Raw genomic sequence first — 16,283 nt, 5'->3', positions numbered from 1 at the left:
ACTAATAATATAAAAAATTTTTGTCAACTAAATCTTATGTATTTTTATATTTAGTTTTTATTTTTAGTTTTAATGAATTTAATTAATATTATTAATGTATTTTAAATTACATAATAATTCATAATTAAATTAAAATCTTAAAAATCTAAATCATCTAGAATTTAAGTTTTAAAATAATAATATATATATTGGTGAATTAATCTTTAGTCTTATGTATCTTTTAATTTTGTGTTTTGATAATATCGATTATTACTAGTTTAATAGTTTTAAAATAGATAATGTTTTATATTCAATTTAAATTTTTTACTTTTCATGATATTTAGAGCTAGAATAGTTATCAAATCGGGACCAATGTCCATTAAATGTTAATTTTATGGTTCCAATTGGCCCATTTCTTTGTTTTCCTATGATTATTTCAGCAATACCTTTTAAATCTGTATTTTCATGATATAACTCGTCTCTATATATAAACATAATTAAGTCTGCATCTTGTTCTAAAGATCCAGATTCGCGTAAATCAGAATTAATAGGTCTTTTATCGCCTCTTTGTTCTAATAATCGATTTAATTGTGATAAAGCTATTATAGGAACGTGCAATTCTTTTGCTAATGCTTTGAGTGTTCTGGATACTTCAGCGATTTCTAATGTTCTATTTCCTACTAGTGATGGTACTTTAATTAACTGCAGGTAATCTACCATTATTAAGCTTAACCCATTATTTTCTCGATAGATTCGGCGTGATCTAGAACGCATTTCAGTAGGTGTAAGGGTTGATGAATCATCAATATACATGTTTTTTTTCTTTAATAAAATGTTTATAGTACTAGAAATTCGAGACCAATCTTCATCATTTAGTTGCCCAGTTCGTATTTTTTCTTGATTCACTCGAGATAAAGAAGATAATATTCTCATCATTATTTGTTCTCCAGACATTTCTAAACTAAAAATTAAAACTGGTTTTTCGTATGTCATAGCAATGTTTTCGCAAATGTTCATAGCAAATGTTGTTTTTCCCATAGAAGGACGAGCAGCGATAATAATTAGATTAGATGGTTGTAAACCTAATGTTTTTTTATTAAGATCTTGATATCCTGTATTTATTCCAGTAATTCCTTGATTAGATGTATGTAAGAGTTTTTCAATGTTTTTTAAAGTTATATCTAGTACTTGCTCTATGTTTTTGGGTCCAGAATGATGATTTAATCGATTTTCTGTTATTTTAAATATTTTTGATTCGGCTATATTTAAAAGATCTTCACTAGTTTGTCCTTTTAAATTATGTCCAATATGAATAATTTTATGTGCAATTTGAATTATTTCACGAACAATAGAATGTTCGCGAATTATTTTTGCGTAGGTAGAAATGTTAGCAGTACTAGGAATATTTTTTGATAATTCTGCTAAATAAGAAAATCTGCCTACATTTTTAAGTATTCCTTTTTTTTCTAAAGATTCTGATAAAGTAATGAGATCAATAGGATATCCGTTGTCTAATAAGTATTGCATTTCTTTAAAAATTAATTTGTGCGGAAAACTAAAAAAATCATTTTCTGTAATTTTCTCTATTATACAATCCCATTGTTCGTTGTCTAACATTAAACCACCTAATACAGATTGCTCAGCTTCTAGAGAATGAGGTAGAGTAAAGTGTTCTTTAACTTTATTATGAAACATTTTTTTTTTTGACATTTTTATATAGTACCAAAATTCAATTATGTTAGTTTTAAGTGGTTTCTTTTTTATAAGATAAGAAGTTTTTTGAAAAGAAATTATTTTATTAAATTTATTGTGTTTTATATAAAATATTATTTTAAATATAAATAAATTTTAATATTTTTTAAATAGTTGAATGTATACAACTTTTTTAGTTTGATTATGAAAATTTGTATTTGTTTTTTAAGAAATAAGTAGTGTATTTTAATATTTAGTATTAATATTATTTTTAAATTTTTTATATTAAAATAATGTACCTCTTGTTTCATGGAATATTTATATATAATTTTAACATATGATATGTAATATTATTACAATGATGTTCTTAAATGTTCTAGGTTTTTAGTAAAAATTTTCATTTTTAATTATTAAATCAGTTTTTTATGATTTGAATTTTCAATATATTTGAAATGAAAATATGTAATTATTGATATGTATATAAAAATATTGCAATCGCTACTTTATAAATGTAAAAAATGTACAATGATTTTAATGTTTTACTTTAATAAAGAGAATAAAAAATCTTGAAAACGTTCTGTTTTTTTATGCAATGAGTTACGTTTTTAATATTTGTTGTAATGAAAAATGTTTATATTTTTATTTTTAGTTTCATATTTTAAATATATGAAAGAGGATTATAAGATTTTACAAAACTTCGATATGAATATTTATTTAAAATATATTTATATAATTTAATTATATCTCTTGAAAGAAAAATTTTTTAAAGATTTTTAATTTTTACTCAACAGTATTGTGCATATAAATAATTTTTTATAAAATGTGATATAATATATTTAAAAAATTACATTTTATATTTTAAAGTATATGATCGTTAATTTACTGAACATAGCCTTTAATTGTTTAATTAAATATTATATATTGAGTATATAAACATTAATTAAGAATTTTTTATAGAATGTTGTATTCATTACCTTAGATAATAATATTATTTTAAGATAACAATTATGTATATCATAATTATAAAAAATATATTGGAGAAAATTGTGTAATGGCTAGTAAAGGAATCAATAAAGTTATTTTGATTGGATATCTTGGACAAGATCCAGAAATTCGATATATGCAAAATGGAGGAGCGGTTACTAATGTTACGTTAGCGACATCGGAAACATGGAAAGATAAAAATACTGGAGAAACAAAGGAAAAAACGGAGTGGCATAGAATTGTTTTTTTTAATAGATTAGCTGAAATTGCAGGAGAATATTTAAAAAAGGGATCACAAGTATATATTGAGGGATCGTTACAAACTAGAAAATGGAAAGATCAAAATGGAACAGATCGATATGTTACAGAAGTAATTGTTAGTATTGGTGGAACAATGCAAATGTTAGGTCGTAATACTCATCATTCAGCTTCCACTGGATATTCAAAAAATAACTTTCGTGATCCAGAAAAAGTTTTATCAAAAAATGATAAAGGTGATCAAGAGCCACAAAAAAATACAGATAGTAATAATGTTGATAATTTAGATTTTGACGATGACGACATTCCTTTTTAAGTAAGTTATAACGAGACGTAACAAAGAAATAATACGTTAAACTTTTCAGTTTTAGTATATTAAATTTAAATATTTTTATGTTTTATTAGGTTTTATAAATATATATTTTTTAATAATATTTTTTTATTTAATAGAGTAAACTAGTTTAGTTGTTAAAGTTTTTATATTAGATATTAAGATTTTTAACAAATCTAAGTATTATAGAACAAAATTTATATGTTTCAGAAATAAAAGGAGCATGAGAAGAAAATCTCATTATTATAGATTTTGTTTTTAAACTGTGTGTATCTAATATCTTAGATATTTCTTTCGGAACTAGTATATCTAGATATCCATATATTCTTAGAAAAGGAATTTTAATTTTACAAATTTCTTTTCTTAAATCTGATGAACAAATTAATTTAAGTCCTTTTTTTAAAGTCAGGGCACTAGGTTTTCTTTGGTATGAAATCAGGCCTTTTAAAATATGCATTTTTACATTAAAATGTTTTGAATTTGTGATTTGTAGAGTTATAAAATCTAAAATTGTTTGTTGATAGTTTACATTTAATTTATAATAGAATTTATATAAAATTTTTTTAGATATTCCTGGCCAGTTCTTTTTTTTAATAAAGCATGGTGACGAAGCAACATTAATAATTCCTTTAACTTTTTGTGGATATAGGATTGCAATTTTGTTTACAATTAATCCTCCCATTGACCAACCTAATAATATAGAATCATCAGGTATATATTTTTCTAAAAATTTAGCTGTATTATTTAGATTTTTAAATTTTAATTGGTTGTTGATTCCGAATCCAGGTAAATCTACTAAATGAATTTTAAAATTTATTTTGAGTTTAGGTAACAATATATTCCAAATAGTCGAATTAAATCCCCATCCATGTATTAAAATTAAATTTTCTTTTCCATTTCCTAACGTAATCCACTGAAATTTTGTCATGAACATTACAAATAATTTTTAAATATTATTTTAACATAAACAAATATAAATGTTTAAAAATTATAAAATTTCAATATAATGAAAATTTTTTTTAAATTAGTGTATAGTATTATTTTATGTAAACATGTTTATTTTTATTTGACTATATTATTTTTATAATTAAAATAGAATTGTGTCTAAGTTATTAAATATCTTTACAATTATGTTTATTTAATAAAGAAGTATTTTAAAAATATTTTAATAATTAAATATTTGAGTTTATTATATGATTAATATATCTAAAGCAGCACAAAATCATTTCATTGATTTAATTGCTCAACAAAAAAAAAATACTCATATTAGAGTTTTTGTAAATTGTCCTGGAACGCCAATTGCAAAGTGTGGAGTATCTTTTTGTTATCCCAAAGATGTAACACATGCAGATGTTGAATTTAAGTATGATAATTTTAATTTATATATTGACAATATTAGTATGCCATATTTAAAATCTGCAAAAATTGATCTTATTATAGAAGATTGTCATTCTCAATTAACTTTATTGGCTCCTTATGCAAAAAAAATTATTGTACATAAAGATATATTTTTAACGAAAAAAGTAGAAAATTTTTTGCATACGAATATTAATCCTAAACTTTCTTTGCATGGAGGAAAAGTATGTTTAGTAAATATTACTCAATCTGGATATGTCACTCTTAGATTTTTTGGGGGATGCAATGGATGTTCTATGGTAGGACATACTTTAAAAAAAGGAATAGAATATCAATTATTAGATCAGTTTCCTGAATTAAAGGGTGTATATGATGTTACTGATCATTATCAGGGTGATCATTCTTATTATTAACACTAAATATTTATAAATTAATTAAATAACTGTAAGTAACTAAGTTACTATTCGATTATTTTAGTTAGTTCACTTTTTAGATTTTTACATTTTTATATATGTGCTGTTTAAATTTTTATTAAATAAAGATATAGATTTTTTTTTTAATGCTTCTTCTATTTTTAAATCGTAACCACTAATTACTCCTATATTTGCAAGAGAATTTTCTTTTGTATATCTATATATGTTTACTATTCCTGAAATGCATTAGCTTAAATTTACTATTATTGCGTTATTTTGTAGACATAGTTTACAAAATTTATAAATTTCTTATTTTATAGTGCATTTTTTATGTCATAGGAACATAAAATTATAGATTTTACAGATTGTTTAAGAAAAGTGTATGTAGTTTTTCCGGAAATACTATCGTGAATAGTTACTCTTTTAATAGACTTTTATATTATAGAATTAATTTTAAATTTTTTATGTTTGTTTTTAACTTTAGTTGGATAAGGATATTCAATTGACATTTTTATTTCTAACAATATATTAAAATTTAGTGATGCAAAAATATTTAATTCATTTACATAAAATTTTTTGTTTGATTTTTACGATATCATTTTTTAGTAAATAAAACAGTAACTTCAGATATAAGATAATGTGTAGTTATGAATAACGAATTTAATAAATTTTGTTTTCCATAAGATTGACATTCAAATAGTGGAATTTTTAAGCTAGTTATAATCACTGGTTTTTTTAAATTTTTTAATGCGTATGATATTATTGAAGCAGTATATACCATAGTATCTGTTCCATGAAAAATAATTAATTTATTATTTTTTATAGTTTTTATAAATATTTTTTGATAGAATTGTCCATTCTATCGTGTTTATGTTAGAAGAATTAATTAAGAGTTTATATTCATTAATAGTAAAAACAGTATTTCAGATTTTTATAAATCTGGAACGTTGATAAGTTGTTTTTGCAAATTTCTTGAAATAGGAATATATCCATAATATAGTAATTTTTATACCAATTATACCCTCGGTATAAAATATATATATAGATTTTCACACATGTAATAGCTTTGTTAAAGTTTTATTTACTATGAAATGATTCTATGAAAATTAACTTTTATTTATGAATTTTTTAATAAAATTAAATTAACATATAGCATTATATGAATTAATTAATTAAATTTTTCGTCGAAATAATGAGAGAGTTTTATATTTCATATTTAAAAAACTTTTAAGACAAATTTTTTATATTATAATAAATAAGAAATTTATAATTTCGAATCTTGTATAATATTTATTTAAAAACCATGAAATATTTTTGTATTTTTAAAGTTTTAATAATGATCGAAATCTTAAATTTTATATTTGATATTGTAAGATGTGAGTGAATGTAATATATGAATTTTTAAAAAATCAGTATTTTAATATTTGTATATTTAGTAAATTTTATTTAAAAAGTTTTTTAGATTTCAATATGGAGATTTTTATGAAACGCGCATTTATTGTAGTTTTGGATTCTCTTGGAATTGGTTCAACGAGTGATGCGCATATGTTTAATGATGTAGGTGCTAATACATTTGGAAATATAGTTAAATTTTGTTATTTAGGAAAAGCTAATGTTGGTAGAAAAGGCCCTTTAAATATACCTAATTTAACGTCTCTTGGATTAGTTAGTGCTGCAAATGAATCAATAGGAAGAAAAATATTTAGAGTTCAAAATACAAATAAATCTATATTAGGAAGTTATGCTTATGCCAGTGAAATATCATCAGGAAAAGATACATCTTCAGGTCATTGGGAAATAGCTGGAGTGCCTGTTTTATATAATTGGGATTATTTCAAAAGTAAATATAATAGTTTTCCGAAATTTATACTTAACAAAATTGTTGATAAATGTAATTTATCTGGATTTCTTGGCAATTGTCATTCTTCAGGCACTTCTATATTAGAAAGTTTTGGAGAGGAACATATAAAAACAGGAAAACCTATTTTTTATACTTCTATTGATTCGGTATTTCAAGTTGCTTGTCATGAAAAATATTTTGGGTTAGAAAAATTATATGAAGTTTGTATTTCTATTAGGAAAATATTAAATTCAGAAAAAATCAATATTTGTAGAGTCATCGCTAGACCTTTTATTGGTGGTGATAAACTAAGTTTTAAGAGAACCGGAAATCGGAAAGATTTCTCAGTAAAACCTCATGATATAACAATTATGGATAAATTAATAAAAGAAAAATCAGGAAAAGTAATTTCTATAGGAAAAATTTCAGATATTTATGCAGGAGAGGGAATTACTAAACAGGTACATTCTGTAGGTTTAAAACAATTGTTTCATTCAACTTTATGTGAGATAAAAAAATCACAGCACAATACTATTGTTTTTGTAAATTTTGTAGATTTTGATTCTTTGTGGGGTCATAGGCGTGATGTCTCTGGATATGCTCGGGGATTGGAGTGGTTTGATTTTCATTTACCAAAGTTATTAAAATTAATACAAAAAGATGATGTTTTAATCATTACTGCTGATCATGGATGTGATCCAACTTGGGTAGGTACTGATCATACGAGAGAAAATATTCCAATATTATTTTATTGGCCTACTATTAAACCGAAATTTTTAGGTCATCGTAATACTTTTTCAGATATAGCTCAAACATTAGCAAAATATTTTGATTTATCTCCAATGCGATTTGGAAAATCAATGTTTTGTAAACGATAAATTTGATTGTAATTTTTATTATAAGTACGTTAAAACAATAGGAAAACATATGTCAACTTCTCATATTAATGCAAAAAAAGGAGATTTTTCTGATTTTGTTCTTATGCCGGGTGATCCTATTCGAGCGAAGTACATTGCCAAAAATTATTTAAAAAATGCTGTAGAAGTTACCAATGTTCGTGCGATGTTAGGTTTTACTGGAACTTATAAAGGAAAACGTGTTTCTATAATGAGTCATGGGATTGGAATACCTTCGTGCATTATTTATGTTCAAGAATTAATTACAGAGTATAATGTAAAAAAAATTATTCGTATTGGTACTTGTGGTACTATTTGTAAAGATATCAATGTTAATGATCTTATTATTGGTTTAGGAGCGTCAACTGATTCTAAAATAAATAGATTACGCTTTCATGATAATGATTTTTCTGCTGTTGCAAATTTTAATTTAGTTCACAATTTAGTGGTTTCTTCAAAAAATTTGGGAATTAAAGTTAATGTAGGGAGTTTTTTTACAACGGATTCATTTTATCATGACAATGAAGTTTTATCGGATATAAAAAAATTTAACATTTTAGGTATAGAAATGGAAACTGCTGGATTATATAGTTTATCTTCAGAATTTGGAATACAATCAGCATCAATTTGTACAGTTTCTGATCATATTTCAAAAAAAATACAAATCAGTTTTAAAGATAGAGAATCAAGTTTAGATAATATGATTCGAATTGCGTTAGAATCAGTTCTTTTAGAAGATTAAATATTCAATAGTCGTATTAAATTTACAATAAGCGATAGTATGAAAGTAAAATATTTGAAATGTTTAATTTTAACATGTAGAAAAATAATAAATTTTCATGGTGAGAAAGGGATTCGAACCCTTGATACGTTGTCGTATACACACTTTCCAGGCGTGCTCTTTAAACCTCTCAGACATCTCACCGTTATAAAAAATTTTTAAAAATTCACATAAATTTTTTAATGTATGCACAGTTTATAGTAAATTTTAAAAATTAAAAACGTTTTTTTAATTTTTTTAGAATATTTTAGTTTTAATATATAATATGTAAATTGCAATTGGTAAATGTTTAAGTTGTATTTTTGTATGATATATAATTGCTGACCGAAGATTCAAACAATATATATTGTTACATAAAAAAATTTATAGTTTTATGTATCTCTAACTTTTATAATATTTTTTTAATTATTGCAAGTAAACATCTATATATTTATAGATTATATAACTTTTAGAATACTATAATTTTTCATGTATTGTTTATTAATTATATGTTATTTAGATTTAATAATTTATTTTTTTAGAATTAAATAAAAGCATTTTGTATGCTATTCTACAGTTTTATAGTAAGAGCTGAATTATTTGGTTTTTTATAAAATATTCAATATTATATTTAATATAAATTGTATACTATAGTATTAATTAATTTTAATAATTTTTTCTATAATAATATAAAATTATTTATTTCATTTCCATCCAGTGAAAATAGCTGTGTATGGTTGTTACTAACACATTATTTTAATAATATTAAAAAAAAATGGCAGAAAAACGTAATATTTTTTTAATTGGTCCAATGGGCGCTGGTAAAAGTACTATTGGTCGTCAGTTAGCACAACAATTAAATATGGAATTTTATGATTCTGATCAAGAAATTGAAAAATGTACTGGTGCTGATATTAGTTGGGTATTTGACATAGAAGGTGAAATAGGTTTTAGATTGCGTGAACAAAAAATAATTTGTGAATTAACAAATAAACATGGAATTATATTAGCTACAGGCGGAGGATCAATTGAATCAAAAGAAATTAGAAATAAATTATCATCTCGTGGAATTGTAGTATATTTAGAAACAACAATAGAAAAACAGTTAGTTCGAACTCAAAAGGATAAAAAAAGGCCTTTGTTACAAAAAAAAGATGTTCCTGTAAAAACTATTTTAGAATCATTAGCTGTTAAAAGAAATCATTTATATGAAAAAATAGCAGATATAGTTATACAAATGGATGAAAAAAGTGCTAAGGCAATAGTTTTTCGTATTATTAATTTGATAAATAAAAATTAATATGCAATTTTTTGATTTTATGAAAATTTAGGATATATTTATTTTGAAAACATTAGAAGTAGCTTTAAATGATCGCACTTATAAAATTAAAATTGGATCATCTGTATTTAAGAGAGAAAAAATGTTATTTCCTTTGAAATCTGGAAATAAAGTTATGTTAATTACTAATGATGTAGTATCTAAAATATGGAAAGATGATATTTTTCATTATTTAGATAAATTTGAAATTAAAAAGGATTTTATTATTTTACCTGATGGAGAAAAAACTAAAAATATCAATTTTATGGAAGATATTATATCAGAATTAATAAAAAAATTTCATGGAAGAGATACTACGTTAATAGCATTAGGAGGTGGAGTTATTGGAGATATAACTGGATTCGTAGCTTCTGTTTATCAACGCGGTGTTCCATTTATACAAATCCCGACTACTTTATTGTCTCAAGTAGATGCTGCCATTGGTGGAAAAACATCCATTAATCATCCGCTTGGAAAAAATATGATTGGTTCGTTTTGGCAGCCAACTTCAGTTATTATTGATCTTGATTTTTTATCGACTTTGCCTCGAAGTCAATTAATATCGGGAATGGCTGAGGTAATAAAATATGCAATTATTTTTGATAGAGATTTTTTTTCTTGGTTGGAAAATAATGTTGATTTTATATTAGAATTAGATGTAAACACGATGTTATATTGTATTCAAAAATGTTGCAAAATTAAAAAATTAATTGTAGAACAAGATGAGAGAGAATATGGCTCTAGAGCTTTATTAAATTTAGGACATACATATGGTCATGCAATTGAAACTTATTTAGGCTATGGAACATGGTTGCATGGAGAAGCAGTAGCAGTTGGAATAATCATGGCAGCTGAAACGTCTTTTTTATTAGGCATGTTAGATATATGTGATAAGTACAGAATTATTAATTTAATTAAGAAAATAGGTTTACCAACGACAGGTCCAAAAAATATGAATTTTGATACTTATTATTCATATTTTTTAAGAGATAAAAAGGTTTTTTCAGAGGTCATTAGATTAATATTACCTGTTTCTATAGGGAAATCTATAATTTATCCTAATGTAAAGAAAAGCATATTAATTTCAGCGATTAATAATTGTAGTTAAATAGCTATTTTTATTTTGTTCGATTTTAAAAATTAATTAATTTTTAAATAATAATTATTATTGTTTAAGAAGTGATGATTAAAATTTTCAAATATTTAAAAATTTGTACTATAGAGTTTAACAAGTATTTAATTAATTAAAAACATCGAGTCGTATATTTTTACAAGCTATACTGTAAAAAAAGAATATGCTATCAGATTTTATATTTTTATTGTTTAAAAGATAGTATATTATTGAGGAAAAATTTTAGGAAAAATAATGAAAATCATGTGGTTGGCTCCTTCAATTTTATCTGCAAATTTTGCCCGATTGGGAGAAGATATAAAAAATGTATTACAAGCTGGAGGAGATATTATTCATTTTGATGTCATGGATAATCATTATGTTCCTAATTTAAGTTTTGGACCGATGGTATTGAAATCTATTAGACGTTACGGTATTAAATCAATTATTGATGTTCATCTTATGGTAGAACCAGTAGATGATTTAATAATTCGTTTTGCTGAAGCAGGTGCAGATTTTATTACTATTCATCCTGAATCTACAAAACATTTGGATAGATCTTTAAGTTTAATTAAAAGTTTAGGTTGTAAAGTAGGGCTTGGAATTAATCCTGCAACTACATTAAATGTTTTAACACATATTATTGACAAGTTAGATATAATTTTATTGATGTCTGTTAATCCAGGATTTTCAGGACAAAAGTTTATACCAACTACATTTGAAAAATTGTTAAAAGTACGAAAATTAATAGATAATAGTAATAAAAAAATTTTATTAGAAATAGATGGAGGCATTAATTTGAATAATCTTAAAAAAGTAGCTTCTTTCGGAGTAAATATTTTTGTTATTGGATCTGCTATTTTTGAATCACAAGATTATAAAAAAACTATTGAAGATATGCGTCTTCAATTAAATGAAAAAATTTGTTTTGTATAAACAATGATTATTAATTTTAATAATTTAAAAAATATTTAATATTTTTTTGGAATAAAATAGTGAAGAATTCAAAAAAAGTTTTATTTAGTGCTATGCAACCTTCTGGACCATTAACTATTGGAAATTACATCGGTGTCATGCGTCATTGGGAAAAAATGCAAAATAATTATAGATGTTTATATTGTATTGCTGATTTACATACTATTACTACACATTATTTATCGATAAATTTAAAAAAAAATATATTAGATACTATTGCTTTATATTTAGCATGTGGTGTTGATCCAAAAAAAAGTATTATTTTTCTTCAATCAAACGTTCATCAACATACTCAATTACATTGGATACTTACATGTTATACTTATTGTGGAGAATTATCACGGATGACTCAATTTAAAAAAAAATCTCTTCAACATAGTAAGAATATTAATTCTGGTTTATTAAATTATCCAATTTTAATGGCTTCGGATATTTTATTGTATAAAACTAATATAGTTCCTATTGGATATGATCAAGTCCAACATCTAGAATTAGTACGTAAAATTTCTCGTAGATTTAATTCGTGTTATGGAAATATATTTACTATCCCTGAAAAATATATGATAGAAAGTAGTTCTAACATTTTGTCATTATTAGATTTCGAGAGAAAAATGTCTAAGTCTGATTCTAATAAAAATAATGTAATATTTTTATTAGAAGATATTAATAGTATATCTAAAAAAATAAGGTTGGCTGTTACTGATTCAAATGATCCACCAAGTATTCGTTATGACATGATAAATAAAAAAGGAATATCGAATTTACTAAATATTTTTTCTAGTTTGACGAATAAAACTATTTCTGATTTAGAGATAGAATTTTCTGGAAAATCATATAAAGCATTTAAATCAGATATAATCGAAGTTATATCTGATGTGATAAGTAAATTACAATCTTCGTATTTTTATTATAGAAAACAAGAGGATTATTTAAAAGAAGTAGTTTATTATGGTGCGTCTCAAGCATGTATTAAAGCTGATAAATTATTAAAAACAGTGAAAAATAAAATAGGACTTATTTAAAGTTCTCTTTTTTTTATATTGTTTAATAATATTGATATGACAAATACTAGTCCATATAATATATTGGACGTAATGAGTGCTGAAATAAATCCGAAATTTTTTACTATTGGTCCGGTAACTATAAATGTTAACAAAGTTCCTATAGTTCCGCTTGTTAAAATAAAATTTATAATTTTGGGAGAAGGTTTTTTTGTTTCCCTCGAGGCTAATGTAATTATAATAGTATAAATAGTACTAGAAAAGAAACCTAAAGAAAGAATTATTAACTGGAGTAAATTATAATTATATGTATTGTTAAACATGTATATTAATAAAGTAGATATTCCTGTTAAATATATAATTATATTTTTTAAGTCAAAATATTTTAATATGAAACTAAACGCCCACATTCCTATCATATATGACATCCAAAAATTACTAACTAATTTTCCAGCTTGAGTAATGTCTAGATGTATTGATTTCACAATGTATTCTGGAATCCATGAAATAAAACTCAATTGTCCTAATATATATAATAGTGCTGATATCGATAAATAAAAAATAGAAATATTCCATGTTTCTGTATTTTTATTTTTCTTTTTTTTATAATATAATATAGGAAATTTTAAGTTTATTGCTAATATAAATATAATTAAATATAGTATTCCTATTAAAGGATATATCCAATACCATGTAATATGATGAAAAATCAAAGATGTTGCAATTATAGGAAATATAATTCCTGACATGCTAAAACATGAATCAGTGAGTAGCAATATAGAAGCTCGTTTATTTCCTTCATATAAATAGGTAATTAAGAAGGTTCCTATTGACATAGTTAGTCCACTTACTATCCCTAATATAAATATACTTAAAGAAAATGATTGAAGTGTATGATAAAACATGAGCATATATATTGATATTATTGTAAATATAAATCCTAATATAAGCTGTTTTTTTATCGAGATAATATTTATAAACCATGAATTTAAAAAAATAGCAATTAAAATTCCAGCATTTAATAAAGTGAAAGTATTGCTCATCTGAATGATAGATACGTGAAAATATTCAGATACATTACCTAAAATAACCCCGGTTACAATAATCAATGCTCCTGTTAAGGAATATGAACAAAAACTAATACAAGTTAATCCAAAAACGTTTTTTTTTTCATTTTTTAAATGCCTGTATAATAAAAATGATTAATGTATTTATATATTATAAAAATAATTTTGTATTTTTAAAGAAATATAGAATAATTATTTTTTAAAATTGAATTATGGTATTTTTTAAAACTTTAAAATTTCTAATAATATTCCATGACATTTATTTCCAATAAAGTTATCTTAATTTTTTAAAAAGTTATAAAATGATTTCTAGAATAATAAACTAAAAATTATTTATGAATGTAAATTAATTACAATACATTATAAAATTTTTTAATCATAATTTTTAATTATGTTAATAAGACATATCTTTGAAAATATAGTTTTTTGCATTTTATTATTATTCTAAGAATGAAATTTTTATATGAAATATATTTTATACATTAAGTTATTATTTTTATTTTTAAAAAACGTTTTTAAATAATTTTTTAAAAATATTTTTTAGATTATTAATAATCTTTTTATGTATCATACATCTTTTTTTATATTTTTATTGAAGTTTTACATTTTTATTGTTATATAAATAGTTTTTAATTTGTATTTTTTATTTTTTATAAATTTAACGTGATTTTTTAAAATAATTAATTGTATTTTAAAATAATATTTCAATTTTTGGAGTCGAAATGCTTTTTTTTCTATTAAAGGGGATTGTGATAGCAACTATTTTTTTTTTAACTTCTATCACTTTTTCAAAAGTTATAGATTCTTCTATAGAATCGCTTCAATCAAATATACCTGTTACAAAAGATTTTAAAAACGAAAATAATCAATCATCTTATGCTTTAGGAGTTTCATTAGGAAATTATATAAATAATTTTTTTATAGATAAAAAAAAATTAGGAATGTCTTTAAATAAAGATATTCTATTATCTGGAATTAAAGATGCAATATTTTTTAAATCTAAATTTTCTAATAAAAAAATTTCTCAAATATTGAATATACTCGAAAAGAAATTATTTGATTTAGAAAAACGTTTAGCAACAAAAGAAATGAGAATTAATGCTTCTCAAGGAGAGAGATATATGAAAGATATGTTATCAAAAAAAGATGTTCAACATTCTCAAACAGGTTTAGTATTTTTTATAATAAATGAAGGAGAAGGTTTGTATCCTAGTAAAAATGACATTGTTACTGTAAATTATATTGGATCATTTGTTAATGGAACTGAGTTTGACAATTCTTATACACGAGGTAAACCGCTGACTTTTCCTTTAAATAGTGTAATATTAGGGTGGCAAGAAGGATTACAACATATAAAAAAAGGGGGAAAAATAAAATTAGTTATTCCACCCTCTTTAGCATATGGAGAAAAAGGAGTACTTGGAATACCTGGAAATTCTACTTTAGTTTTTGAGATAGAATTAATTGATGTAAAATTTGTTTCATAATTGAATATCAGTTTATGAAATTATTTTAAATTTTTAATAATAAAAATATGAATTTTTCATTATTAGTTACAGGACCACCGTATGGAACTCAGAATGCTATTACTGCATTTCTTTTTTCTAAAGCTATTATAAATAGTGCAAATAAATTATTAAGCGTTTTTTTTCATTTTGATGGCGTATTAAATGCTAATAAAAATTTTTCTTATTTTTCTGATGAATATGATTTAGTTAAGCAATGGATAATTTTAAATCGTAAACATTGTGTTAAATTAAACGTGTGTATTAGCGCTGCTTTGCGAAGGGGGTTGACGTATGAAAAAAAATTAACTGATAAATATTTAAAAAAAATTGATGATTTAAAGTCGTCTTTTAGCTTTACAGGGTTTAGCGAATTAGCAATATATATAGAAAAGAGTGATCGTATTATACAATTTTAGCGAAATGTACATGAAACATATAGCTTTTATTTTTTCTCATGTCCCTCATGGAAGTAGTTTAAGTCGTGAAGGATTAGATTCTATTTTATCAATTTCTACAATTAATCAAAATATTACTGTATTTTTTATAGGAGATGGTGTTTTTCAGTTAATAAGAAATCAAAAACCAGAATACATTTTTTCACACAATTATGTGCCTGCATTTGGAATATTGCCACTTTTTGAAATTAATAAATTATATTATTGTAAGGATTCATTAATAGAACGCGGATTGTTTTCAAAGAGTGATTTTTTTTTAAAAGTATCAATTATGGATAGAAAATATATACGTAAAGAAATTGAAAAAAATGATATGATTTTTAGATTTTAAGGGAATTA

The 16,283-nt window shown here is 23.2% G+C and carries 15 protein-coding genes and 1 tRNA gene; 11 read left to right on the top strand and 5 right to left on the bottom strand.

Going from position 1 to position 16,283, the window contains the following annotated elements:
- Window positions 1–303: 303 nt before the first annotated feature.
- Window positions 304–1,689: a replicative DNA helicase gene (gene dnaB / locus U0T64_02520; GenBank protein XBC41220.1), complete on the bottom strand. Its 1,386-nt coding sequence runs from the start codon at window positions 1,687–1,689 to the stop codon at window positions 304–306.
- A gap of 1,033 nt (window positions 1,690–2,722) precedes the next feature.
- Between dnaB and ssb the strand changes: the two genes are divergently transcribed.
- Window positions 2,723–3,229: a single-stranded DNA-binding protein gene (gene ssb, locus U0T64_02515; protein ID XBC41219.1), complete on the top strand. Its 507-nt coding sequence runs from the start codon at window positions 2,723–2,725 to the stop codon at window positions 3,227–3,229.
- A 166-nt stretch (window positions 3,230–3,395) separates the two neighbouring features.
- Here ssb and bioH read toward each other — a convergent pair whose 3' ends face one another.
- A complete protein-coding gene (gene bioH, locus U0T64_02510) occupies window positions 3,396–4,172 on the bottom strand; it encodes a pimeloyl-ACP methyl ester esterase BioH (GenBank protein XBC41218.1) in 777 nt (258 codons plus the stop codon).
- A 265-nt stretch (window positions 4,173–4,437) separates the two neighbouring features.
- Between bioH and U0T64_02505 the strand changes: the two genes are divergently transcribed.
- Window positions 4,438–5,013 (top strand): NfuA family Fe-S biogenesis protein, encoded by a 576-nt coding sequence (locus U0T64_02505; protein ID XBC41217.1) that lies wholly within the window; start codon window positions 4,438–4,440, stop codon window positions 5,011–5,013.
- 595 nt (window positions 5,014–5,608) lie between these two features.
- Here the strand turns inward: U0T64_02505 and U0T64_02500 are convergent.
- Window positions 5,609–5,794, bottom strand: a complete 186-nt coding sequence (locus U0T64_02500; GenBank protein ID XBC41216.1) for an asparaginase domain-containing protein — start codon at window positions 5,792–5,794, stop codon at window positions 5,609–5,611.
- A 701-nt stretch (window positions 5,795–6,495) separates the two neighbouring features.
- Here U0T64_02500 and U0T64_02495 point away from each other — a divergent pair.
- Both U0T64_02495 and deoD read left to right on the top strand, forming a co-directional pair.
- Window positions 6,496–7,731, top strand: a complete 1,236-nt coding sequence (locus U0T64_02495; GenBank protein ID XBC41215.1) for a phosphopentomutase — start codon at window positions 6,496–6,498, stop codon at window positions 7,729–7,731.
- Window positions 7,732–7,780: 49 nt separating this feature from the next.
- On the top strand, window positions 7,781–8,491 hold the full coding sequence (gene deoD / locus U0T64_02490; protein ID XBC41214.1) for a purine-nucleoside phosphorylase: 711 nt from the start codon (window positions 7,781–7,783) through the stop codon (window positions 8,489–8,491).
- 98 nt (window positions 8,492–8,589) lie between these two features.
- On the opposite strand, the gene U0T64_02485 is transcribed toward deoD, so the two are convergent.
- A tRNA-Ser gene (locus U0T64_02485) sits at window positions 8,590–8,674 on the bottom strand.
- 610 nt (window positions 8,675–9,284) lie between these two features.
- Here U0T64_02485 and aroK point away from each other — a divergent pair.
- The 4 genes from aroK to trpS all read left to right on the top strand — a co-directional run bounded on the left by aroK (window position 9,285) and on the right by trpS (window position 12,935).
- Window positions 9,285–9,809 (top strand): shikimate kinase AroK, encoded by a 525-nt coding sequence (gene aroK / locus U0T64_02480; GenBank protein XBC41213.1) that lies wholly within the window; start codon window positions 9,285–9,287, stop codon window positions 9,807–9,809.
- Between the two features lie 43 nt (window positions 9,810–9,852).
- Window positions 9,853–10,935 carry a 3-dehydroquinate synthase gene (gene aroB / locus U0T64_02475; protein ID XBC41212.1) on the top strand — a complete coding sequence of 361 codons (1,083 nt, stop codon included), beginning with the start codon at window positions 9,853–9,855 and terminating at the stop codon, window positions 10,933–10,935.
- A gap of 258 nt (window positions 10,936–11,193) precedes the next feature.
- Window positions 11,194–11,874 (top strand): ribulose-phosphate 3-epimerase, encoded by a 681-nt coding sequence (rpe, locus tag U0T64_02470; protein ID XBC41211.1) that lies wholly within the window; start codon window positions 11,194–11,196, stop codon window positions 11,872–11,874.
- 59 nt (window positions 11,875–11,933) lie between these two features.
- On the top strand, window positions 11,934–12,935 hold the full coding sequence (gene trpS, locus U0T64_02465; GenBank protein ID XBC41210.1) for a tryptophan--tRNA ligase: 1,002 nt from the start codon (window positions 11,934–11,936) through the stop codon (window positions 12,933–12,935).
- Here the strand turns inward: trpS and tsgA are convergent.
- On the bottom strand, window positions 12,932–14,056 hold the full coding sequence (gene tsgA, locus U0T64_02460; GenBank protein XBC41533.1) for an MFS transporter TsgA: 1,125 nt from the start codon (window positions 14,054–14,056) through the stop codon (window positions 12,932–12,934). The genes trpS and tsgA overlap by 4 nt on opposite strands.
- 647 nt (window positions 14,057–14,703) lie before the next feature.
- Between tsgA and fkpA the strand changes: the two genes are divergently transcribed.
- From fkpA to tusC, 3 genes are read left to right on the top strand one after another with little or no spacing between them, the layout of a single operon-like run.
- A complete protein-coding gene (gene fkpA, locus U0T64_02455) occupies window positions 14,704–15,468 on the top strand; it encodes an FKBP-type peptidyl-prolyl cis-trans isomerase (GenBank protein ID XBC41209.1) in 765 nt (254 codons plus the stop codon).
- A gap of 47 nt (window positions 15,469–15,515) precedes the next feature.
- Window positions 15,516–15,905 carry a sulfurtransferase complex subunit TusD gene (tusD, locus tag U0T64_02450; protein XBC41208.1) on the top strand — a complete coding sequence of 130 codons (390 nt, stop codon included), beginning with the start codon at window positions 15,516–15,518 and terminating at the stop codon, window positions 15,903–15,905.
- A gap of 10 nt (window positions 15,906–15,915) precedes the next feature.
- Window positions 15,916–16,275 carry a sulfurtransferase complex subunit TusC gene (gene tusC / locus U0T64_02445; GenBank protein ID XBC41207.1) on the top strand — a complete coding sequence of 120 codons (360 nt, stop codon included), beginning with the start codon at window positions 15,916–15,918 and terminating at the stop codon, window positions 16,273–16,275.
- The last annotated feature ends 8 nt before the right edge of the window (window positions 16,276–16,283 follow it).

It is taken from the genome of Buchnera aphidicola (Nurudea yanoniella) (genome assembly GCA_039829995.1).
Taxonomy (GTDB): Bacteria; Pseudomonadota; Gammaproteobacteria; order Enterobacterales; family Enterobacteriaceae; genus Buchnera_B; species Buchnera_B aphidicola_AV.
The sequence above is the reverse complement of the archived record's forward strand: the minus strand, read 5'-3'. Positions and strand labels throughout refer to the sequence as shown.